The sequence below is a fragment of the Haliscomenobacter sp. genome (genome assembly GCF_040403615.1).
GTDB lineage: Bacteria > Bacteroidota > Bacteroidia > Chitinophagales > Saprospiraceae > Haliscomenobacter.
Map to the genome: position 1 here is coordinate 85,978 of NZ_JBBAKG010000003.1, position 24,144 is coordinate 110,121.

13 protein-coding genes are annotated in these 24,144 nt (G+C 45.5%); 8 read left to right on the forward strand and 5 right to left on the reverse strand.

What is annotated here, in order from left to right:
• The first annotated feature begins 96 nt into the window (after nucleotides 1-96).
• From ABW391_RS02000 to ABW391_RS02035, 8 genes are all read left to right on the forward strand, one after another.
• The gene (locus ABW391_RS02000; RefSeq protein WP_353480142.1) at nucleotides 97-939 is read left to right on the forward strand and encodes a hypothetical protein; all 843 of its coding nucleotides are present in this window, start codon (nucleotides 97-99) and stop codon (nucleotides 937-939) included.
• 48 nt (nucleotides 940-987) lie between these two features.
• Nucleotides 988-1,572, forward strand: a complete 585-nt coding sequence (locus tag ABW391_RS02005) for a hypothetical protein (protein WP_353480143.1) — start codon at nucleotides 988-990, stop codon at nucleotides 1,570-1,572.
• 55 nt (nucleotides 1,573-1,627) lie between these two features.
• Nucleotides 1,628-6,883 carry a beta strand repeat-containing protein gene (locus tag ABW391_RS02010; RefSeq protein WP_353480144.1) on the forward strand — a complete coding sequence of 1,752 codons (5,256 nt, stop codon included), beginning with the start codon at nucleotides 1,628-1,630 and terminating at the stop codon, nucleotides 6,881-6,883.
• Entirely contained in the window at nucleotides 6,884-8,659 is a 1,776-nt protein-coding gene (locus ABW391_RS02015) for a hypothetical protein (protein ID WP_353480145.1), read from the forward strand.
• A complete protein-coding gene (locus ABW391_RS02020; protein ID WP_353480146.1) occupies nucleotides 8,656-9,501 on the forward strand; it encodes a hypothetical protein in 846 nt (281 codons plus the stop codon). Before ABW391_RS02015 ends, ABW391_RS02020 begins: the two co-directional genes overlap by 4 nt.
• A 70-nt stretch (nucleotides 9,502-9,571) precedes the next feature.
• Nucleotides 9,572-15,718, forward strand: a complete 6,147-nt coding sequence (locus tag ABW391_RS02025; RefSeq protein ID WP_353480147.1) for a hypothetical protein — start codon at nucleotides 9,572-9,574, stop codon at nucleotides 15,716-15,718.
• A gap of 10 nt (nucleotides 15,719-15,728) precedes the next feature.
• Nucleotides 15,729-18,797 carry a beta strand repeat-containing protein gene (locus ABW391_RS02030; RefSeq protein ID WP_353480148.1) on the forward strand — a complete coding sequence of 1,023 codons (3,069 nt, stop codon included), beginning with the start codon at nucleotides 15,729-15,731 and terminating at the stop codon, nucleotides 18,795-18,797.
• Between the two features lie 21 nt (nucleotides 18,798-18,818).
• Nucleotides 18,819-19,631 carry a hypothetical protein gene (locus tag ABW391_RS02035; protein ID WP_353480149.1) on the forward strand — a complete coding sequence of 271 codons (813 nt, stop codon included), beginning with the start codon at nucleotides 18,819-18,821 and terminating at the stop codon, nucleotides 19,629-19,631.
• On the opposite strand, the gene ABW391_RS02040 is transcribed toward ABW391_RS02035, so the two are convergent.
• Genes ABW391_RS02040 through ABW391_RS02060 form a run of 5 tightly spaced genes read right to left on the reverse strand, consistent with a single transcriptional unit; the run spans nucleotide 19,626 to nucleotide 24,115 of the window.
• A complete protein-coding gene (locus ABW391_RS02040; protein WP_353480150.1) occupies nucleotides 19,626-20,054 on the reverse strand; it encodes an NUDIX hydrolase in 429 nt (142 codons plus the stop codon). The two genes, ABW391_RS02035 and ABW391_RS02040, sit on opposite strands and share 6 nt — an antisense overlap.
• Nucleotides 20,036-21,439, reverse strand: coding sequence for a tail sheath stabilizer and completion protein (locus ABW391_RS02045; RefSeq protein WP_353480151.1), 1,404 nt, complete (start codon nucleotides 21,437-21,439; stop codon nucleotides 20,036-20,038). Before ABW391_RS02045 ends, ABW391_RS02040 begins: the two co-directional genes overlap by 19 nt.
• A 2-nt stretch (nucleotides 21,440-21,441) precedes the next feature.
• Nucleotides 21,442-22,002, reverse strand: a complete 561-nt coding sequence (locus tag ABW391_RS02050; protein WP_353480152.1) for a GIY-YIG nuclease family protein — start codon at nucleotides 22,000-22,002, stop codon at nucleotides 21,442-21,444.
• Between the two features lie 41 nt (nucleotides 22,003-22,043).
• Nucleotides 22,044-23,402 (reverse strand): hypothetical protein, encoded by a 1,359-nt coding sequence (locus ABW391_RS02055; protein ID WP_353480153.1) that lies wholly within the window; start codon nucleotides 23,400-23,402, stop codon nucleotides 22,044-22,046.
• Between the two features lie 2 nt (nucleotides 23,403-23,404).
• Complete coding sequence (locus ABW391_RS02060; RefSeq protein WP_353480154.1) at nucleotides 23,405-24,115, reverse strand: HNH endonuclease signature motif containing protein; 711 nt, start codon at nucleotides 24,113-24,115, stop codon at nucleotides 23,405-23,407.
• Nucleotides 24,116-24,144 lie beyond the last annotated feature (29 nt).

A 24,144-nucleotide genomic window follows, 5' to 3' on the forward strand; every position in this document is an offset into this window, starting at 1 on the left:
TTCGCTAAATACTTGTCAACACAATACGGTGTTTTATGCAGGTTTCCCCTGCGTAGCGGCTAGAACCCGCATTGGGCTTCTATAAGGAGAAATCAAATGGGAAGAGCTCTTAAAATTCAAAAAAACAACGTTGGTGCCGGTACCACTGTTTCTGGATCAAATCCAGTAGTAACAACTTATAATCAAACTGTTTTAGCAGACGCTGGATTTCCTAACTTTGGATCGCTGACTAATCCAGCATTCAACACGCCAGTTCAAACACTAGATAGAACTCAATTCTTGGGTGTGGTTGGTGGTTCACCTGCTACTAGTACTGCAAGTGCTACATTTCCAGAAGTTGCCGCATTGGTAAACATTTTACTTGTTGACGGAACAGATTCGCAAACAGCCACAAGTTCATACACAGGTCGTCTCATACGCCAAAAAGGTTCACACAAGTTCCTGGTAGCTGCAACTGGTGCAACTATTGCTGATGAAGATATGTTGGTCGGACAAGCATACCAAATTGCCTCTCTCGGCTCAACAAATTGGCAAGCAGTTGGTGCTGGTACTAATGTTGCAGTCGGTGACATATTCACATGCACAGCAGATGCTGGCGCAGGCACAGGCACAGTTTTCGCAGTTGGTCAGTGTGTGTTATCAAACACAGCCACTCCAACAGCCGGTAACATGAGTATTCAGTATTCCACAGGTGACTCAGCCGCGGTGTTTGCCAGTTACATCACCAACAAGTGGGTGCGTGACTGGAACGGTATGACTTATGGCAACTATAGCAACAGCAACTTTGGTCAGAATATTCAAAGCAATGAAAATCAGTATGTGGCCAACTTCTTCACAGACGAAGGCAACGTGACTGTTTCTGGCGGTGAATTGTCTGGCACCACATCTGTTGACAATCCAACAATTCAATTGGCACAGATTGCCAGCGTTACAAGTTAATTTGTAATCCCCAACAATCCTCCTGGCTATATACTGGGAGGATTTTTTATGGCCGCGGCATTTGTGTTGGGTAACGGTGTGAGCCGTCAATCAGTAGATTTAAATCAATTAAAACCATTGGGTACCACCTATGGATGCAATGCCATCTATCGTGAGTTTGTTCCTGACGTGTTGATCAGCACAGACACTCCAATTAGTGAGCGTATTCAATCTGAAGGCTACAGCCAACAGCATGTTCACTACACCAGAAACCCCTTGCCAGACTCGGGCTCAAGACGAATAGCACAAAAGTATTTTGGATTCAGTTCAGGACCGGTGGCAGTGGCACAAGCCGCACTGGATGGCGCTGTTGCTATCTATCTTGTGGGATTTGACATGGGCCCCACACGCAACGGTAGATTCAACAACTGCTATGCCGACACAGAATTTTATAAAAAAAGTTCGGCTAATCCTACTTTTGCCGGTAACTGGACAAATCAATTAAAAACCATTGCGCGGGATTTTCCAACGACCAGTTTCTTTAGAATAACTGGTGACACAACTGCTGAAATACGTGACCTACTGGGTGTGGCAAATCTAGCACACATGACCATGGCAGACTTTCAAAATCGCGTTGTAACAAAAGAAATATAGCCAAAACTTAGATCCTATAGTTTAGGTAAATATCTTAAGAGGATATGAATTACCAATGGCTCAACAAATAATCATTGTTGGAGAAGTTGCAAATGACGGCACAGGAGAGTCATTACGCAATGCTTTCACAGCAGTAAACGACAATTTTACTCAAATTTGGAATATTGGACCAGTTGGCAGTCAGGTGCTGATAACTGGCAATGTGATCTCAACCTCAGTTACCAACCTAGGGCTGACCCTGGCCGGCAACGGCATTGGTAACATACAGGCCAATAGTACTATTGTTCCTGGCACAGCAGGTGTTTATGATCTTGGCTCTTATGATCGACCATTCCAGTACATCTATGGCGATTACCTTGTGGGTAACGGTGCATTAATTACTGGAATTGTGGCCAACTCCAGTTACAACAATGCCAATGTAGCAGCCTTTTTGCCCACGTACACAGGTAATTTGGTCAGCCTAACAGGCCCAGTTATAACCACAGCCAACGTCATAGCCGGTAATATTATTACCGGAGGCTTCTTGGGAGTGACTGGTAACATCACAAGTGTGGCCAATATCACCGGCAACAACTTAATCAGTACAGGCCGCGTTTCTGCTGTTGGTAACATAACCACCACCGCCAATGTTGCTGGCAATTATTTCATTGGCAATGGTGCTTTCCTAACAGGTATCACAGCAACAAATATTGCAGCCGCGGCATTAACTGGGACAAACCTAAGTTCAAATGTATTATACTCAAGTCTACAAGTTGTAGATGATTTACTGTATCTTGATGTGGTTGGTAATGTAACAACTCAGGGTAGATTCATTGGATCGGGTGCCGGATTAACAAATATACCAGGAGCCAATGTAACTGGACAAGTTGCCAATGCCGCAGTAGCAGGCACAGTTTATACCAATGCCCAACCAAACATTACCAGTGTTGGTACACTAACTTCGTTAACCGCAACTGGTAATATTGCCGGCAATTACTTTATTGGTAATGGTGCATTACTAACTGGTATATCAACTTCGGGCGTAAATGCCAATGCATTGATTGGTGATGTTTTAAGTTCAAATGTACTGTATTCAAGTCTAAAAGTTGTAGATGATTTATTATACCTAGATGTGGTTGGTAATATCACAACCACTGGACAGTTCGTTGGATCAGGTACTGGGTTAACAAACATACCCGGGGCTAACATAACTGGTACAGTACCTAGTGCCACTGGCGCTGTGACAGCAGGAACCGTAACCGCAGCCGCACAACCAAACATTACCAGTGTTGGTACACTAACTTCGTTAACCGCAACTGGAAATATTACAGGCAACTACTTCATTGGTAACGGCTCACAACTAACTGGTATAAATGCGTCAAGTGTTAGTGCCAATGCGTTGACGGGTAGCACACTCAGTGCCAATGTATTAAATTCAACACTGGTATCAGTTGGCAATCTAAACAACTTAAGCGTGGTTGGTAATGCCACCGGTGGCAATTTCTTAACTGCTGGAGTGGTAAGTGCCACCGGTAACATTACAACCACAAATTACTTTATTGGTAACGGTCGTCAACTGACTGGAATTCAAGCAAGTGAAGTTGGTGTACTAGCCAATCTAAGTGTGACCGGTAATACTCAAACCGGCAATCTACTCACCGGTGGTACAATAAGTGCAGTTGGCAATATCAGGACCACCGGTAACGTTTCTGGCAATTACTTCATTGGTAACGGTTCACAACTAACAGGTATCATAGCCTCTGCGGGCGCCGCAATCACAAACGGCAACAGCAACGTCACAGTCAATGCAAACGGTAATGTCACTGTTGGGGTAGTCGGTACTAGCAATGTTGCAGTATTTGCCAATACTGGCGTTTATGTTAATGGCCTAGTATCAGCCACTGGCAACATCACTGGCAATTACTTGCTGGGCAACGGTGCGTTTATAACTGGATTACCTGCAGGATACTCAAATGCTGATGTAGCCAACTACTTGCCAACATATTCTGGCAACCTGGTCAGTCTTACAGGACCGGTAACAACCACAGCAAATATCACAAGTGGCAATGTATTAACAGGTGGGTTGATAAGTGCTGTGGGCAATGTCAGTGGTAATTATATTCTTGGTAACGGTGCGTTACTGACTGGTGTTATCACAAGTGTAGCCAACATCAACAACGGCACAAGTAATGTGACCGTGGTCAGTTCGGGTGGTAATGTCACTATTGGAGTCAACAGTACATCAAATGTAGCGGTGTTTGCCGCAACAGGCGAATACATCACAGGCAAATTGAGTGCCAGTGGCAATGTTACGGGTGGCAATTTAACAACCGGTGGATTGATTAGTTCCGGTGGAACTATAACTGGTTCTAGTTTATTAGGTTCAGTGGCATCTCTAAGTGGAAATGTCACTGGTGGCAATGTCCTGACAAGTGGATCAATATCTGCAACCTCTACAATTACCTCAGCAGCCAACATCACAGGCGGCAATGTATTGACAGGTGGTGTTGTTAGTGCTACAGGCAATGTCAGTGGTAATTATATCCTTGGTAATGGTTCGTTACTGACTGGTGTTGCGGCGTCAAGTGTGAATGCTGATGCACTGGTTGGCAATACATTGAGTTCAAATGTTCTATTCTCAAGTCTCACAAGTGTTGGTACACTGGCCAACCTAAGCGTCACAGCCAATGTCACAGGTGGCAATTTGTTGACTGCTGGGTTATTATCAGTAACCAGCACAATCACAAGTGCGGCAAACATAACTGGTGGTAATATCCTAACAGGTGGTCTGATCAGCGCCACTGGTAATATCATTGGTGGCAATGTGTATACCAGTGCTATTCAACCTGCCAGCGGTGCATTAACAATCTCCACAGCCTCGGGTAATTTGAATCTACAGCCGGCTGGCAATATTGTTTTGGCCAATACCATTATTACTGGTGTTGCATATCCACAACAAGACACAGATGCTGCCAGCAAGATATATGTTGATAACCTTGCCACAACTGGCATCACTTATCACCAAGCAGTGGCAGCGGCCACCACGACCACATTGGCCACCACCACTGGTGGTTCAATCACATATACTCAACCCAATGGTGTGGCCAATGGCATTGGTGCGTTGCTACAAACAACTGGCTCATTCAACTTGATTGACACTGCCAATGTACAGACCGTTGGCACACGAATCTTGGTCAAGAACGAAGCCAATTCTGTATTCAATGGTGTGTATACTTGGTCCAATGCCACAGCAATTGTACGTTCAACTGATGCTGATCAATATGGCGCAAGCAGTACAGAAGAGTTGAGTATCAACGACTACTTCTTTGTGTCAGGTGGCAATGTCAATAAAGGTAGTGCTTATGTGGTTGATGCACCTGCAGGTACAATCACTTTTGGCACATCAAATATTGCGTTTGCTCAGTTCAGTAGTTCACAAACTTACACAGCCAATACCAGTGCTGGTCTGAGTTTATCAGGCACAGTGTTTAATGCCAAGGTAGATCAAAATACCACAGCGTTTGACGGTAGTGGAAATATCATTGTCAAGGCCGGTGCTAATCTCACAACACCAAATATTGGAGCTGCAACTGGTACAAGCCTAAGTGTCACTGGCAATATCACTGCTGATTATATTATAGGTAATATTGGTGCAGTAACTGGTCTTCTTGGCAACACAATTGACATGGGTTCTAACACCTCAGGTCAGTTGGTTAGCAACGCGGTGACATTGACTACCTCGACCACAGTAACAAACGGAATTGCCTTGCTCAATCAGGTTTTAGGAAAATTAGTTCCACCAGCACCCCCTAACTTTCCAGGTGGTAACACCATCACATTGTCGGGTATTGCAACATACCGCATGGCCAATATCACACAGGTAGACAACACAACTGGTGCCAATCGAGCAGTGGCCGCAGGAACATCAGTAGCCAACGTGCTTAGAGTAGCAACCTATGCAACCAACACCGTGGCCAACGTGGGTCCTGGTGATGCAGGAACTATTACCGCAGTTCGCAATGGTGCAAACGTAGGTAATGTAACTCTCAATGCAGGTGCAAGCCCATCGGGTAACGGTACCTATGGCAGTAACCTTGTGATCAGCAACAACTTTGATTACAATTCAGCCAACGCCAATATCACAGCAGGTTTCTGGTATGTATTTTCTGCCAGAGTGAGTGGTGCATCCGCACCTCCAGGCTGGAACGAAGTATACATTGCTGATTCCAGTACAGGCAATACCAATACCACAGTTTGGTACTACGACAATTCAAGTCCGTCGACTCCGGCATTTAGTTCAACCACAATGACGCCACCAGGTTCGGCAAACGTGTTGTACAGCAGTACCATACCTCACTACACCAACAACAACAATTTTACCATTGCGTTTACAGTGGCCAACATCAGTGGTAACACTTATCCTACTGCTAACACGTTGGCTTCAGGATCAAGTGGCGGTGCATTTGCGGCACCATCAACTATTAACTACAACGGATCAAACATTGGTAGTAATGTGTTGAATTCCTTTGCCAGTGCCACCGCAAACACCACGGCCAGCATCACAACAGGCTTTGGTGGTAGTTCAACTGGTCCAAGTATGAGTGTGAACAACAGTTACGCAACTGGTACACTCACGTTGACCTCTGCTTTGGCAAATACTGTATTATACAAATCAGGTAGTGCTGTGGCAGTTGATGAGGCCAATGTGGTAATTGGATCCACTATTGGTACAGGGTCTGGCAATGCGTATAGAATTGCAAATCCAGGTTCAGGAAGCACGCCTGCCTACTCTGGATCAGAAGCCGCATTCGACAGTCAAAACGGCCCGCTACAAACTTATGATGCGGTGGTAGTCGGATCAGGAAGTCAAGGCATACTAAAACACGACCAAACCAATTATGCAACCGGTTATTTGCCAGCAGGTCCAAATCTAAGTGCCGGTCGTTCGGGCACACAATATTTTACATTTAAATTTGTGCGAACCGCAGTATCAAAATTTGATATTAGATACACCGGTAACGTTGCAGGTATATGGGTAGCGTTACCTGGTTCGGTAATAGATTCTAGTTCCGGCGCCAATGGCTGGATCAACATGGCAGTGGCGTATGGTGGTGCAGGTTATCCAGGAGTCAACGCTCCGGGTAATGGTAGCGATGGATGCGCACTGGGAGGCATAGTGAGTTTGAATACATCTGTATCCAACAGTAGTAAAACTTGTACCTTTGGTACAGTCAGCAGTAGTAGTACCGCAACAAACGAAATTTATGTGAGAATAGCATTGTCTTCTGGACAAAGTGTGACTGCATTGACATTACAGACTGCGAGCAACTAAATGGCAATATCCACAGCACAATACATAGACCTGCTATTTAAAAAGTTACAAGGTGTGGCCAAAACAGCCACCGCTACACAAAAGAGTGCCAGTAACGAAAGCATTGCCAGCCCTGCCTTGTTGCGTGGCGACATTGTTTGGACCCAGTCAGGGCAAATTCCTGGTACAGCACAGGTAGTATCTGGAGTAACTCAAGGTTATCTTACCACCAGCAGAATTGAATGCACCGCAGATACCACTGTGCCCACAATTGGTGGTATCTATCCCACTTGGTTGACCAACTTACAATATTGGATTCCCCAAGAATTTGGGTCAACTTGGCCTGTAAAGGTCTGGGTAGACAACACCGGCGCTGCAGATCCTACATCGACAGGCACACAAATCTTTGCCCCAGGCATTGGAGGTGTGGGTGAATTCTTCTTTGACACACAAGCCGGTGTACTAAACTTCATTGGTGAAACCATACCAAGTACACTTACTGCCGGCAAAAGCATTTTTATTACAGGTTATAGATATGTAGGACTGCTGGGAGTTACAAATTTACCAAGTGCCAACATTGGTAATATTCAGATCACCGGTAACACCATTGCAACACTAAATGCCAATGGTGACTTGGTTTTTGATCCTGATGGTAGTGGCAATGTTAGAATACTTGCAAATACGTCAGTCACAGGTAATATAACTGCATCTGGATTTGTAAGTGCCACAGGTAACGTAACTGGCAACTACTTTATTGGTAATGGTAGTCAGTTAACCGGCGTTGCTGCCTCTAGTGTCAATGCCAATGCGTTAATTGGCGATACATTAAGTTCAAATGTTTTATATTCGAGCCTGACTCAAGTTGGTACGTTGTCTAATGTATCAATTTCTGGCAATGTTGTCGGCGGAAATGTCCTGACTGGTGGATTGATATCCGCAACATCAACAATTACCAGTGCGGCCAATATCACCGGCGGTAACATATTAACAGTTGGCCTAGTGTCTGCAACAGGTAATGTTTACGGCAACGCAATACTGTCCAACAACTATTACTATGCCAACGGAACACCAGTACCACCTGGGGTCACGTATACCGCCGCAACATCGCCGCCGGTCTCATCCAAAGTAACAGATCAGTGGTACGATACTGCCAGTGACGTATTGTATGAATATATCTTTGATGGAACCAGCGACTATTGGGTTGACACTACGTCACCTGCGTTTGCTGGCGGAGTAGTTGCCAATGTGGCAATTTCTGGTACTCTTATACCAATTGCAAATGTCACCTATGACATTGGTACCAGCAGTGGGTATTTCCGCAACACCTACACACAAAATCTCTATACCAACAACAGATTACCAGCATACAACATGCCCTTGGGTGCTGTGGTACAAACAGTGATGAGTTCGAGCCTGGGCGGCAGTATCACAAACAGCACATCTTATGTTGATGTCACCTATGCAAATGTAACCATCACACCATCTAGCGCAACCAGCAAAATTTTAATCATGGCCACTGGTACTAGTGAGTTTAGTGCTGTATCGGGGTTTGGTGTTACCTCCTTTACTCAATTAGTACGAGGCGCCAGTACAAGTTTACAAGTTCAAAATACTGGAACATCAGGTGCAGGTGGTGTTGATGCTGGTATAATAGGTGCTATTTCCTATAGTTATATGGATGCACCGGGAACTACCAGTGCTGTGACTTATAAGTTACAGCAAAAAGTATCTACAGCCAGTAGCACATTAACCAGCACAAATATTTGGTTGATAGCACAGGAGATTGCCGCATCATGATAACTGTATTTCATGCTATTCAAAGTCTAGTGCCAGGCGCAGAAGTCAGTGTGAGCATATACGATCAGGCCATAACCTGGCACCAGCCTGCGACTGCCCCAGTGACTGTGGAACAAATAAAACAAGAACAACAGCGTTTACAACAGGCCTATGACTGGAACGAGTATCAAAGAAATCGCGCTAGAGAATATCCCACTATCCAAGAACAACTGGATGCCTTGTATCATGCTGGCGTGTTTCCTGAAGAAATGGCAGCTAGAATACGAGCAGTAAAAACAAAATATCCGCGCTCTTTGCCTGATCACACACACCCCGTAGAACAAACCGCACCAACTATGTCAGTTGAAGCATGGCTGGCCCAAGAAGCAACAAAAACAACTGCCGATCAGTTGTTAGCACAACAACAACGATCAGCCGCGCCCATGACTCGAGAAGAGTGGCTGGCGTCACAAACCGCAATAGCAACTGAAAATAATTCCACATCAATTGGTGATGCCACTGTGGTCCGCACCATGACCACACAAGAATGGTTGGCAGAACAAACAAAAATGACCCCTGACCAGTGGCTGGCACAACAGCAACAATCGGCCGCGCCTATGACTCGAGAACAGTGGCTGGCTTCGCAGGTTGAAGTCAAAACGGTGCACAGCGCAACACCTACAAACATGGTCACGGTGACTCGTACCATGACCACAGAAGAGTGGTTGAGGGAGCAAGCATCCATGTTAAATAGTCAAACGATGACACGAGAACAGTGGTTAGAACAACAAAAAACTCAGGATCAACCTCGAAAATTGACCCGTGAAGAATGGCTTGCAGAGCAAGCAAACGTAGGAAATTAGTATAAGAATGCTAGGAATAGGAATTTTTTGTTCCGGCATAAGTAGAGTATAAGACCAAACAGGAGGAATTATGGCCTTTCCAGTATCACCCACAAACGGACAAGTAACGGTAGTAAACCAAGTATCTTACCAATACTCTAGCGCAACCAATTCATGGACTAGAATTCTTTCTACAGCCAACGTCATCACAGCCAACACAATTGCTGTGAACGGTGCGCTTACAGTAGGAACCACAATCTCGGCCACTGGCAACATCAGTGTAGCAGCCGGCAATTTCTTTATTGGTAATGGTAGCCAACTGACCGGTGTTGCGGCTTCTAGTGCTGGCTTCCCGGTTAGTGCTGGAAACAGCAATATTGCGGCAAGTCCCAACTCTAACATTGCTATCTCTGTTGGCGGAACTGCCAACGTGGCGGTGTTTGCTACAACAGGCGAATACATCACTGGTGTACTCAGTGCAAGTGGAACAATTACTGGTGGCAACTTGGCAACTGCTGGTACAGCAAGTGCTACAGGTAACATAACTGGCGGCAACATTTTGACTGGCGGACGGATAAGTGCCACAGGTACCATAACTGGCACAAGTCACCTGGGTGCAGTGGTTTCTGTAACTGCAAACGTTACAGGTGGCAATGTACTAACAGGTGGCCTGATCAGTGCTACCAGTACGATCACTTCAGCAGCCAACATCACTGGTGGCAATGTGTTAACAGGTGGATTGATTTCAGCAACTGGCAACGTTGATGGTAACTTTATCAACGGCAACGGTTATTTCTTAACAGGTATTATTACATCAGTAGCCAACATCAATAATGGCACATCAAATGTGAATATTGCCGCAGCCAATGCCAACATTACTGTGAGCGTTAATGGCACATCAAACGTGGCAGTTTTTGCCACAACAGGTGAATACATCACTGGTGAATTGAGTGCAAACGGCAACGTAACCGGTGGCAATATCCTAACAGGTGGACTAATCTCAGCAACATCAACTATCACTTCGGCTGCCAACGTAATCGGTGGCAATTTAGCTACAGGTGGACTAGTAACTGCAACTGGCAACATCACAGGTGGTAATGTATTGACTGGTGGCCTAATCAGTGCCACAAGCACAATCACTTCAGCAGCCAACATCACTGGTGGCAACGTGTTGACAGGCGGTCTTGTCAGTGCCACAGCCAACGTTACAGGTGGCAACTTGATTACAGGTGGGTTGATATCAGCAACTGCCAACGTAACCGGTGGCAATATTTTAACAGGTGGCCTGGTCAGTGCCACGGGCAATGCCATATTTGGAAATATCAGTACTTCAGGATCAGGCGGCAACATTTCAGGCGCCAACGTAATTTCTGGAACAACACTCAGTGCTTCGGGCAACGTAGTTGGCGGTAACATAACCACAGCAGGACAAATCACAGCAACTGGCAACGTGACTGGTAGTTTCTTTATTGGTAACGGTTCACAATTAACAGGTGTCACAGCGAGTAGTGTAAATGCCAATGCTCTGACGGGTAATACTCTAAATCCAGGTGTAATAAACTCAAGTCTAACATCAGTTGGTAACTTGACTAGTCTGAGTGTTGTGGGCAACACTGTTGGTGGTAACTTCCTGACTGCTGGTTTAATTTCAGCAACATCAACAATCACTTCAGCAGCCAACGTGACGGGTGGCAACTTGACCACTGCTGGTTTGGTAACTGCAACAGGCAACATCACAGGTGGTAATGTACTAACTGCTGGTTTAATTTCAGCAACATCAACAATCACTTCAGCAGCCAACGTGACGGGTGGCAACTTGACCACAGCAGGACTTGTTACTGCTACCGGTACAATCACTTCGGCAGCTAACATCACAGGTGGCAACATTTTGACTGCTGGCATAATGAGCAGTACCGGTAACGCCATACACGGCAACATTTTAACTGCTGGCATTATATCTGCCACATCAACTATTACAAGTGCTGCCAACGTGATTGGTGGTAACGTATTGACTGCTGGATATGTTTCAGCAACAGGTAACGTAATAGGTGGCAATGTAACAACTGCTGGTTTGATATCAGCAACATCAACTATCACCAGTGCTGCCAATATAACTGGTGGCAATGTGCTGACAGGTGGATTAGTAAGTGCCACAGCCAACGTAACAGGTGGCAATTTGATCACCGGTGGTGCAATAACTGCAACTGCCAACATCACAGGTGGTAATGTACTAACTGCTGGTTTAATTTCAGCAACTGGCAATATCCAAGGTGGCAATGTAAACACCAACCAAATTCGCAACGTAAGTGGCAACCTGACCATTGGTGTCACTGCTGGTAATTTGTTGATACAACCCGCTGGTAACATTGTATTGAGTGCAAATACCTGGATCAACAACCTCAATTATCCTTTTGCTTCCTCAGATGCGGCAACCAAAGAATACGTTGATAACCTTGCCACAACAGGAATTACATATCACCAAGAGGTATCGGTGGCCACTATCTCTAACTTGGCCACTGCCACAGGCGGTACAATCACATACTCACAACCCAATGGCGTGGCCAACGGCATTGGTGCCAAACTGACCACAACAGGCTCATTCAACTTAATCGACACAGGCAATGTACAAACAGTGGGCACACGTATCTTGGTCAAGAACGAAGGCAATGCTGTATTCAACGGTGTGTACACATGGTCTAACGCCACTGTTATTGTACGTTCAACTGACACTGATCAATATGGTGCCAACAGCGTAGAAGAACTCAGTATCAATGACTACTTCTTTGTCACTGGTGGTAACGTCAACGCTGGTAGTGCTTACATCTGTGATGCACCCGCAGGTGCAATTGTATTTGGTACTTCAAACATTGGTTTCGCTCAGTTCAGTTCAAGCCAAGTTTACACAGCCAATACTGCGGCTGGTATCAGTTTGAATGGCACTGTGATCAACGCCAAGACAGACGGCATCACCACAGCATTTGACGGTGGTGGTAATATCATTGTCAAAGCCAGTGCAAACTTGACAACACCAAACATTGGTGCGGCAACCGGCACAAGTTTGAACACAACTGGTAATGTAACTGGTGGCAACCTGCTGACAGGTGGTTTGATAAGTGCTACATCAACAATCACTAGTGCTGCCAACATCACTGGTGGTAACGTATTAACTGGTGGTATTGTGAGTGCTACTGGCAACATTGCTGGCAATTACTTTATCGGTAACGGTTCACAATTGACCGGAGTTTCGGCCTCCAATGCTGGCTTCCCAATCACAGCAGGTAACTCAAACATCGCTGCCGCACTTAACAGCAATATTGCAGTCACAGTAGGCGGAACAGCCAATGTGGCAGTGTTTGCCACAACAGGTGAATACATCACTGGTGAATTGAGTGCAAACGGCAACGTAACCGGTGGCAATGTATTGACAGGTGGTTTAATTTCTTCAACTGGTTCTATAACAAGTGCTGCCAACGTGACGGGTGGCAACTTGACCACTTCTGGTTTGGTAACTGCAACAGGCAACATCACAGGTGGTAATGTACTAACTGCTGGTTTAATTTCAGCAACATCAACAATCACTTCAGCAGCCAACATCACAGGTGGTAATGTATTGACTGCCGGCTTGGTGTCAGCAACTGCCAATGTAACCGGCGGCAACTTGTTGACTGCTGGTTTGATATCAGCAACATCAACCATAACAAGTGCTGCCAACATCACAGGTGGTAATGTATTAACTGCTGGTTTGATAAGTGCTACATCAACTATCACCAGTGCTGCCAACATCACAGGTGGTAACTTGTTGACTGCTGGTTTGATAAGTGCTACAGCCAACATCACTGGTGGTAATGTATTAACAGGCGGATTGATATCGGCCACTGCCAACGTAACTGGCGGCAATGTATTAACTGCTGGATTAATTTCAGCAACATCAACAATAACCAGTGCTGCCAACGTCACTGGTGGTAACTTGTTGACAAGTGGATTGATATCGGCAACATCAACAATAACCAGTGCTGCCAACATTACCGGTGGCAATGTGCTAACAGGTGGATTAATTTCAGCAACAGCCAATGTTACAGGCGGTAACTTGTTGACAGGTGGATTGATTAGTGCGACTTCAACAATCACTTCGGCGGCCAACATCACTGGTGGCAATGTACTAACAGGTGGATTAGTTAGTGCCACAGCAAACGTTACTGGTGGTAACATCCTAACAGGTGGACTAATCAGTGCAACTGGCAACGTTTCTGGTAACTTTATTAATGGTAATGGTTATTTCTTAACAGGTATTATCACAAGTGTGGCCAATATCAACAACGGCACATCAAATGTAAACATTGCCGCAGCCAATGCCAACGTAACAGTCAGTGTAAACGGTACTGCAAACGTGGCAGTGTTTGCCACAACAGGTGGCCACATCACTGGTGTGTTGAGTGCAAGTGGTAATGTAACCGGTGGCAACGTACTTACAGGCGGGTTAATTTCGGCAACATCAACAATCACTAGTGCAGCCAACATCACTGGTGGTAATGTATTGACAGGTGGATTGATATCAGCAACAGCCAACATCACTGGTGGCAACCTAACAACTGGTGGATTAATTTCGGCAACAGCCAACGTAACCGGTGGCAACTTGTTGACTGCTGGCCTGATAAGTGCCACTGGCAACATCACCGGTGGTAACGTTACTGCTACAAACTACTACTATGCCAACGGTATAGCAATTGTTAACTACACAGCGTCCGGAACACCTCCTGCCAGCCCAACAGCTGGATGGCAGTGGTACAACACTTCAACAGATGTGTTGTATGAATATATCTTTGATGGTACTGATGACTATTGGGTCGACATATCAAGCCCGGCATTTGCAGGCGGTGTGGTAGCCAATGTATCAATTGCAGGCAGTATGTTGGTCAATGCCAATGCCGCATATGACATTGGTAGTTCAAGCCAAACATTCCGTGATGTATATGCTCAAAACTACTATGGTAACGGTGCCACACTGACTGGTATTATTACCTCAGTAAGCAACATCAACAATGGTACATCAAACGTTACTGTAAACGGTTCAGGTGGTAACGTCACAACATCAGTTGGTGGAACCGCCAACGTTGGTGTATTCTACAACGGCGGTTTGAGCATTACTGGTGACTTGACAGTGACTGGTAACGCTACCCTGAGCGGCAACATTCTAGGCGACAGAGTACAAAACGGCACAACTTCAATTGATATTCAAACAGCCGGCGGCAATGCCAACGTCAATATTGGCGGCACAGGCAACTTGGCAGTGTTTGCTCCAGGTAACTTGGTAATGACTGGTAACATCAATCCAAGTGCTAATATCACATACGACTTGGGTACAACAACTCAGCGTTGGAAAGATATTTACTTGGCCAATAGCACAATTTACCTAGGTAATTCAACAATCACTGCCAACGCTACTGCGGTCACAATTACCAACCCAGCAGGCGGTACAACAGTGTTGGCCGGTGCAAGTGGTGCAACCGCGGTAACTGGCGCAACAGTCAGTGCAAGTGGCAACGTAACCGGCGGCAATTTGTTGACAGGTGGATTGATTTCTGCAACTGGCACCATAACCGGCACAAGTCATTTGGGTGCAGTGGTATCAGTAACTGGCAACATCATAGGTGGTAACCTGATAATCAGTGGCGCTATTACCGATTCAGGACAACTGGACATCACAACCACAGGTAGCAACGGCAATATTGTGTTGACACCAAATGGTACAGGTAACGTTAATTTCTCAAGCAATATCATGCCAACCAGTGCCAATGCCACTGCCAACATTGGTAGTGCAACTGCTTACTTTAACACCATGTTTGGTAAGGCAACCACAGCACAATATGCTGACTTGGCTGAAAATTACTTGGCTGATGCGGTGTATGTACCCGGAACTGTGTTGGATTTTGACGGTGCGCAGGAAGTCACACTAAGTACTCGTGATTCCAGCAGACGTGTTGCAGGCGTAGTGTCTACTAACCCTGCTCACTTGATGAACTCTACATTAGATGGGGCTCACGTGGTTGCTGTGGCTTTGGTTGGTCGTGTGCCAACTCAAGTGACTGGTACTATCGCCAAAGGCGATTTGATGGTATCTGCTGGAAATGGACGTGCGCGAGCCGAAGCCAATCCTGCAATCGGTACTGTTATTGGTAAAGCATTGGAGAACTTTAGCGGCGGTGAAGGCACTATCGAAATCGTGATTTGTATGCAATAAAGGATAGAAAATGGCCTTCCCAGTAGCGCCGACAAACGGCCAAACTGCTGTTGTTAACAACATAACATATCAGTTTTCCAATGTCGGCAACACGTGGACACGCATACTGTCCACTGCCAACATCATAACTGCCAACACACTGGTATCAAACGGATATATCAGTGCGGCTGGCAACGTCACTGGCAACTACATTCTGGGCAACGGGTCTTTGCTCACAGGAATTGCTACAGGTAGCAGTTCAAACATTACCAACGGCACATCAAACGTCACAGTAGTAAGTTCGGGTGGCAACGTCACTGTTGGCATTGGTGGTACTGCCAATGTGGTAGTGTTTGCTACAACAGGTGAATATGTAACCGGTATCATAAGTGCCAGTGGCGACATAATATCAGCGGCCAACATTAGGGGTGGTAATGTATTGACAGGTGGTGCAATCAGTGCCACAGGAACACTCAGTGTGACCGGCAATACCACAGTGGCCAACGTCAGTGCTGGCAACATATCGGCAGGCAGTCTAAATACTAGTGGATTGATCAGCGCCACCGCCAACATCACAGGTGGTAACATTTTGACCGGTGGTGTAATAAGTGCCGCAAGTACAATTACTGGCACAAGCCACCTGGGTGCAGTGGTGTCTGTAACAGGTAACATCACTGGTGGTAACATCTTAACTGCCGGATTGATAAGTGCTACTGGCAACATAACTGGTGGCAATCTGAGTGGCACAAGCATTGCAGGTACATTGACCACAGCCAGTCAAACCAATATCACAAGCGTTGGTACATTAGGTAGTCTGGCAGTCACAGCCAACGTCACAGGTGGCAACATCTTAACAGGTGGGCTGGTTAGTGCAACTGCCAACATAACAGGTGGTAACTTACTCACTGCTGGCATAATAAGTGCCACAGGAACTATCACCACAGCAGGCAATCTAAGCCTCACTGGCAACATCGTTGATGCAGCCGAACTTTGGATCAATACCTTAGCCAATGGCAACATCAACCTCAATGTGAATGGCACAGGCCAAACCAACATACCCACTGGCATCCTCAGTGTCACAGGTAACATACAAGGTGGCAATTTACGCACAGCAGGACTTGTAAGTGCCACTGCTAACATAACTGGTGGTAATTTGCTGTCCGGCGCTATTGTATCAGCAGTGTCCAACATTACCGGTGGTAACATCCTAACTGCCGGGCAAGTATCAGCAACTGGCAACGTGATTGGTGGTAACGTCAATACCAGCGTATTACGACCACTGAGCGGTGCATTGACAATCAGCACAGTTGCAGGCAACCTCAATTTAAGCCCAACCACAGGCAACATTGTTGTCAACAGCACATATATCAATGGCGTTCTAAATCCAGTTCAAGATCAAGACGTTGCTACCAAAGCATATGTTGATAACTTTGCCACAACTGCTATCAGTTATCATCAGGCGGTGAATGTGGCCACTACCACAACATTGGCCACTACCACAGGTGGCACAATCACATACACACAGCCAAATGGCGTGGCCAATGGTGTGGGTGCGTTGCTACAAACAACTGGCACATTCAACCTGATTGACACTGCCAACGTACAAACACTTGGCACACGTATTCTTGTCAAGAATGAAGCCAATGCAGTGCTTAATGGAATATACACCTGGTCCAATGCCACAGCCATTATTCGTGCCACTGACGCTGATGAATATGGAGCAAATAGTGCAACTCAGTTCAGTATCAACGACTACTTCTTTGTCACAAGTGGTAACGTCAATGCTGGCGCGGCTTATATTGTAGATGCACCCACAGGCACAATCACATTTGGCACAAGCAATATTGCTTTTGCTCAGTTCAGTTCAAGTCAAACATACACAGCAAACACCTCAGCCGGTATCTCATTGGTTGGAACAGTTATCAACGCCAAAGTTGATGGCGTCACCACAGCATTTGATGGTTCAGGAAATATCAGCGTCAAGGCATCGGCTAACCTTACAACACCAAATATTGGAGCCGCAACTGGTACAAGTTTAAGTGTTACCGGTAACGTAACCGGCGGCAATTTGTTGACAGGTGGATTAGTAAGTGCCACAGGCAACGTTATAGCTGGTAACCTGATAATCAGTGGTGCCATTATTGCTCCGGCTCAGTTAGACATACAAACATCTGCTGCCAATGCCAATATTGTATTAAGTCCAAATGGCACGGGCAATGTCAACACCGGTGCCAATTTGAGTGTGACTGGTAATATTCAAGGTGGTAATTTAAGAACAGCAGGATTGATATCAGCCACAGGCACTGTAACCGGATCATCATTTAGTGGTGCAGGTACTGGATTGACAGGCACCGCGGCATCGTTGACTGTGGGCAGTGCAACCACAGCAGGCACAGTGACCACTGCCGCACAATCAAATATTACCAGTGTTGGTACGCTGACTTCGGTCACTGTTAGTGGCAACACCACCGGTGGCAACTTATTAACTGGTGGATTAATTTCGGCCACTGCTAACATTACAGGCGGTAACCTACTTACTGCTGGTATAATATCAGCAACAGGAACCATCACATCAGCAGGCAACTTGAGCCTAACAGGTAATATTGTTGATGCAGGTGAGTTGTGGATCAATACCACGGCCAACGGCAACATCAACATCAACGTAAATGGCACCGGACAAACCAACATACCTACTGGTATTTTGAGTGTGACTGGCAACATTCAAGGTGGCAACTTAAGAACGGTAGGACAAATCTCAGCAACAGGTAACGTCACTGCTAATTATTATGTTGGAAATGGTGCATTCCTAACTGGACTCAGTGCTGGTACTGCTGACAAGATTGCTAACGGTGCTACCAATATCAGTATACCTGTAGCATCGGGCAACATAGCCATGAGCGTGGGCGGGGCATCAAATACTGTGGTTATTAACCTGGGCAGTCTGACCATGTACGGCACATTTGCAGGACCAAAGACTCTGGAAGCCAACGTAACTGTGGCAAATGCAGTGAATGCATTGTTAATAGGGCCAGTAACCATCGGAAATGGGTATCATATTGACATACCTGATGCTTCTACACTATATGTTTACACACCATAAATACAGCAAGGACTTATTCGAATGGCACTATCACTAGACGGAACAACAGGCATATCAGCAACAGGCAACATTACAGGCGGTAATGTTATTGCCAGCGGCTCTTTGATTGTGGGCTCTTTTGCCCCGGCATCACTTGCAACCGCTGGTAACGTGACCGGTGGTAACATCTTGACTGCTGGCATAATGAGTTCAACTGGTAATGCCATACACGGTAACTTGACAGTATCAACTGGTAACATCACAGGTGGTAACCTGATATTGAGTGGCGCTATTACCGATTCGGCTCAGTTAGACATACAAACATCCGCTGCCAATGCCAACATTGTGTTGACGCCAAACGGCACAGGTAATGTCAATATCTCAAGCAACATCATGCCAATCAGTGCCAACGCCACAGCCAACATTGGCAGCGCCACAGCATCGTTCAATACAGGTTTTTTGAAATCAACCACAGCACAGTATGCTGACTTGGCAGAACTTTATTCAGCAGATGCCAAGTATGCACCGGGCACTGTGCTGAAATTTGGCGGCAACAATGAAGTAACCATTTCCACAGTGTCATCAGATTCAAGAGTGGCCGGAGTAGTATCTACAAATCCTGCCCATTTGATGAACAGCACACTCGATGCAGAACACACTGTGGCTCTAGCCCTTCAAGGTCGTGTGCCAACTCAGGTAACAGGCACAGTGCGCAAAGGTGACATGATGGTCAGTGCAGGCAACGGCCAATCTCACGCCAGTGCTGCACCTGCCATGGGCACAGTTATTGGCAAGGCCTTGCAAGACTTTGATGGAGTTTCTGGCACAATTGAGATTGTGGTTGGTAGACTATAACGTTTGTTCTATCTGCTGAATTTTTTGTTGCACAGCATCGATATTCATGGTATTCCATAGTCCAGGATGCATGGGCTTGGGCCAAGTACCAGCATCAATCCAGGCATATCCCAAGTGCTCATAGTTGAGTCTAGGAACAAATTCAGTATCCACAACACAAATCCAGGTGTGATATTCAAAAGCCAAATCTGCTGATGTAAACTTTTCCAAGGGTATTAATCTCAAGTAAGTGGGAAAGAATCCCAGTTCTTCAATGCATTCACGTTCCATGCCACCCAACAACGTTTCGCCTGTTTCAATCTTGCCACCAGGTAGTCCCCAGGCTCCCGGGTGCTTGATGTCGTTGCGTAGTAGATAAAGATAGCGTTTGGTGTCCCGACTGCGGAACCACACACCCACTGCCTTCAAAGCACTAGACTCCATGTTGCTCCCACGTACACACCTTGATAACTTTTGACCCACTCAACTCCAGTCCACTCGTATTGAATACCTGTAGTAATGTTTGTGACATATTGTACAGTTGCCGCTTGGGCAACACTATTAAAAACAATTCGCCAGTAAATACCAGTCCATTCAATCACATCGTTAGCACTTGCCACCAGTTGTTGGCCCACAGCCCCTTGCCATGCTTCTGGGGGATAGGTGTTGATTCTTGAACCAGTGGCATCAGTTAACAAATAGCGTTGACCCACAGCCGGTGCAGGTAAACCATAACCAGGTCCTGAGATCAGTGGATCAATAATGGCAGTGATAGGTGCCAGGGTGTTTTGTGGTGCTGTGTCTTGGTCAATGTTGTAAATCAACAGTCGATCATCGTTGGGATTGATCACAATAGTACCTACAATAGTGGTACCATCTTCTTGATCTAGACGTATTTGACTAATGCCCGGACGAAGTACACCGTAAGCACTGATCACTGCCGGCCATAACAGGCTACTGCCTGCCACAATTGCTGTGGGGGTCAAATCATCATTGGCACCATTAGGCACAATAGTACGACCTTGCAAGCATTGTATCTGATTGCCAATCACCACAATTTCGTAGTTCCAGGGAGTCACAATGACTCTGGTGCCCAACAACAAGTCATTGTCTGTGACAGCGTTGCTTAGATCACCTTGCGCATCATACATGCTCATGATCACACGTTCTACCACGCCCAGTTTCTTGACTTTGGCTGGTGAACTGATCCAAATTGGCAAACTAAACTTGATAGTGGCCATATCAATAGGATTCTCTGTACCTATGGGCACAGTCCTAGAAGTCCAGGTCACCGATTCTAAGTCAACCACGCTCAAACTGGTCCAATCAATAAAATTGTCTGTGCTTTGTACTTCCAGGCTGGGGTTAAACAAAGTCAGTATCTGTTCCAACAACTGCATTTTTTGATTGGTATTGCTTGTCCAGATATCCAAAGTAATGCCCAATTTGTAAGGCACAGGCATGAGTCTTTCCACTGTGAACGCATTGCCTTGTGTGGTCTCAAACGATTCAGTTTCGGTGTCATAGGTACGTTGACGCACATTGAGTTTGCTCACATGATACGGCTCTTGCATTCTAGGACGATCATAATCTAAACTGCTCACGTAAAAAGTCATGAGTGGTGAGGCCGGCATTGAGTTGCGACTGTTCTCTTGAATGATAACCTGTGCATTGCGACTGGCATCTCCGTAACGAACAGGCACACGTATCAAGGCAGCGTTGTTCACGCCATCTGTTTCGTTGCCATATTCAATTTGAAAGTTGCTGACAATCCGCGTAAACTGTAAAAGGAAACGTCGGATTTGTGCGTCGTAAAAAAATTGGGACATGCTCATAGTTTTTTCTCAGTATATATTCTTTTGCCTTCAATGATTGTCCATGTTTTACCCCGTGTACCATTCAAGACATTCATTCGCTCACTTTGTGCTTTTTTTTGCTCTTCGCTGTAATGCCAAAGTCCTTTGGTGCCTTTTCTTGGGTGTGCTTTCCCTTTCATAGCACCACCATCTCGACGAACCCAAGTGTCGGTACCACTTGCTCGCCTACGAGCATGGGCCTGTTTCTGAGACTCTTTCATTTTTTCTTTGGACTGCTCACTGTGAGTTTTATTATTTCCTGCTTCTCTGAGATTGTAAACTTCTGTAGTTTTTCTATACTCATCTAACCAATGTTGTTCTTTGAGATTTAATTCGTTGAGACTGTCTGCAGAATCAATCACTTCCCATAAAAATTTATCAACACCATATTTTCTCATACTATTATAAAGATGAGTGTTCTTGCCTTCGCGGGTATCGGCTTGATGACTATACCATCGCATTTTTGGATTTTTCTGTATGGTTTGTCCAATGTAAATTTTGTTAGTTACCAGATTGGTTATTTTGTATATATGCATACCTTTATTTATGCGTCATCATAAAAAAATTGTTGCATTGTTTAACTCGATTTCTGGCCCGGTTGTGTATCAGGTGGCGGATTAGGGTCCTGGAAACCTTTCTGGTCTCCATTGTCGGCACGTGGTCTAAGTATCTGGCTAAGACTCTGACGTTGTGGAATATTACCAAGATCTGTTGTGGACGTAGTGTATGTATTGTTGACAAAGCCTGACCGTAAAGTATCATTGGCAGGTCCGTTGTTGAGATTGGTTCGCACCTTGTCCTCAATTTTGACCCAACGCCGGCTGTCGTAACGGAACAGTCGGTTAGGAAAGTAATCCACTCGCAAGCAGTAGTCTCCGGCCACAGCACCCAGCGGGAATTGAACACCTGAAGTAACTGGCAGGCCATTTGGCGGCACCCCATCACCGGTCAAGTAGCCCACAGTATACCCATCGGCCTTGGGTGTGACATTCATGCCACCTTGTGTGCCATCTACGCTAACACCATCAAGAGTGGTTAGTGAAGTGGGATTGGCTGGTTGTCCGTCATCTACAGTGGCCACAACGTATAGAGGTTTAACATCATAGCCCGATGCTGGTACCTCCACATCTGCTTGTGTGAGAATAGCGTCATTGATTTGGTTGTCTTTGGGACGGGTTGAGAATACTTCGCTTTGTGTGGCTGGGTTATATATTGTCCAGTATGTAGTATTGTTGATGTCAGTGCCAGCCGGAACGTTTTGTTTGGCTTGATAATACACATCACCATAGTTTGTGACCCATCCAGTGGGATAGAAGTTGCCATTGTCCCAAATGTTCTCTGACACAACTGGTTTCTTGAGTATGTCTTTGAACTCTTGATTGTTGGTCATTGGTGTGGCCTTCACACGCCAGGTGTGTGGCAGCCAAGTTTGGCTCATGCCTTCTGTGGCATAGTCAGCATCTTGCACCACATAGTAGCGAGGTAACGGCTGGGGAATAGATTGGTTTAACGGATAATAATCTTTTAAGTTGGGCACTTCCAGCACATCACCGTTCATGATCTTGCGTCCCAGACCGTCGATCATGTCGTTGAAGTGGAATGTGATAAACAGCGTATCGTTGTTTAGGAACAGGCCAAATTGTGTTAGGTCAAAGTCAATATCTTGATGATTATAAACACCACGCATACAATACACATCTTGATCGTAAATTCTGTCACGGTTTTCTAGCAACAGCAAGTCCTGGATGTTTAACGGATCCAGTGTGTCGTAGATGGGTTGTGTGGCATCATAATTGCTGGATAACACAGAGTCTTCGCCGCCAGTTTGCGGACCCATGTATTTGTGCAGGAAAATGTCGAGGCCACCCACAGTGTATTGCTCACTTATGATGCGGTCAAGGAATTGATAATCTCGAGTCCGGTTAGGCCGGTACATGCTCAGGCGTGGAATTTTAATTCTCCTAAAATTAATTTACAATTGTCGTTGTGCCAGCGTATTAAATTTGATTGGCCACCTACAACTGTCTTACAATGTTGACATTGAAATTTAGGTTTTGGGACTTTAAGTTTTGCAAGAGTTTCTTCTGTGTGTTTCTTTCCAAAAAAGTGATTGCTCTCTCCAGTTAGTCTTACTCCAAACATGTGATTTTTGTCACCTGTGGTGGCTAATCGTTTCTCACCTTTGCGCGATTTATTGACACTAATCATAGTTTTTCTTCTAATTTCTTTGGCATCGATACTTTCATTGTCAGCACGTTTTCTAGCCGCTTGTTTTAATTTTTCTTTCCAAGACTCACTGAACTGCCTATTTTTAAGCATTACATTTAATTGAATCTTAAGGTTCTCGTATATTCTTGATGTAATTTGATATCTGGGTTGGCTAGAATTTTTGCTATGCATCATTCGCTTACAAGCATAGGCCATTTTTTTTTGATTTACTCCGGTAACCATCTTGGTAAGCAACCAATGGCAAACAAAATGCTCGCGGGCAGTAAGCCTAACCAGATTGACTTTGCTATTGTTTCCTCCGAGGCTTTGGGGAACAATATGATGTTTCTCTGTATAAACATCTCGTGGCAAAATTCGAACCTTTGCTTGCTCGATGATTTGATTGTACCAGCGTGTATATTTGCTATCATTGAAGATCATGCAGTATTTATGGGCGGTTGACCAATAAA

What these genes read in the sequence shown, in the direction of transcription:
- ABW391_RS02000 (WP_353480142.1), top strand. Translation starts at nt 97, where the DNA reads ATGGGAAGAGCTCTTAAAATTCAAAAAAACAACGTTGGTGCCGGTACC.
- ABW391_RS02005 (WP_353480143.1), top strand. Translation starts at nt 988, where the DNA reads ATGGCCGCGGCATTTGTGTTGGGTAACGGTGTGAGCCGTCAATCAGTA.
- ABW391_RS02010 (WP_353480144.1), top strand. Translation starts at nt 1,628, where the DNA reads ATGGCTCAACAAATAATCATTGTTGGAGAAGTTGCAAATGACGGCACA.
- ABW391_RS02015 (WP_353480145.1), top strand. Translation starts at nt 6,884, where the DNA reads ATGGCAATATCCACAGCACAATACATAGACCTGCTATTTAAAAAGTTA.
- ABW391_RS02020 (WP_353480146.1), top strand. Translation starts at nt 8,656, where the DNA reads ATGATAACTGTATTTCATGCTATTCAAAGTCTAGTGCCAGGCGCAGAA.
- ABW391_RS02025 (WP_353480147.1), top strand. Translation starts at nt 9,572, where the DNA reads ATGGCCTTTCCAGTATCACCCACAAACGGACAAGTAACGGTAGTAAAC.
- ABW391_RS02030 (WP_353480148.1), top strand. Translation starts at nt 15,729, where the DNA reads ATGGCCTTCCCAGTAGCGCCGACAAACGGCCAAACTGCTGTTGTTAAC.
- ABW391_RS02035 (WP_353480149.1), top strand. Translation starts at nt 18,819, where the DNA reads ATGGCACTATCACTAGACGGAACAACAGGCATATCAGCAACAGGCAAC.
- ABW391_RS02040 (WP_353480150.1), bottom strand. Translation starts at nt 20,054, where the DNA reads ATGGAGTCTAGTGCTTTGAAGGCAGTGGGTGTGTGGTTCCGCAGTCGG.
- ABW391_RS02045 (WP_353480151.1), bottom strand. Translation starts at nt 21,439, where the DNA reads ATGTCCCAATTTTTTTACGACGCACAAATCCGACGTTTCCTTTTACAG.
- ABW391_RS02050 (WP_353480152.1), bottom strand. Translation starts at nt 22,002, where the DNA reads ATGCATATATACAAAATAACCAATCTGGTAACTAACAAAATTTACATT.
- ABW391_RS02055 (WP_353480153.1), bottom strand. Translation starts at nt 23,402, where the DNA reads ATGTACCGGCCTAACCGGACTCGAGATTATCAATTCCTTGACCGCATC.
- ABW391_RS02060 (WP_353480154.1), bottom strand. Translation starts at nt 24,115, where the DNA reads ATGATCTTCAATGATAGCAAATATACACGCTGGTACAATCAAATCATC.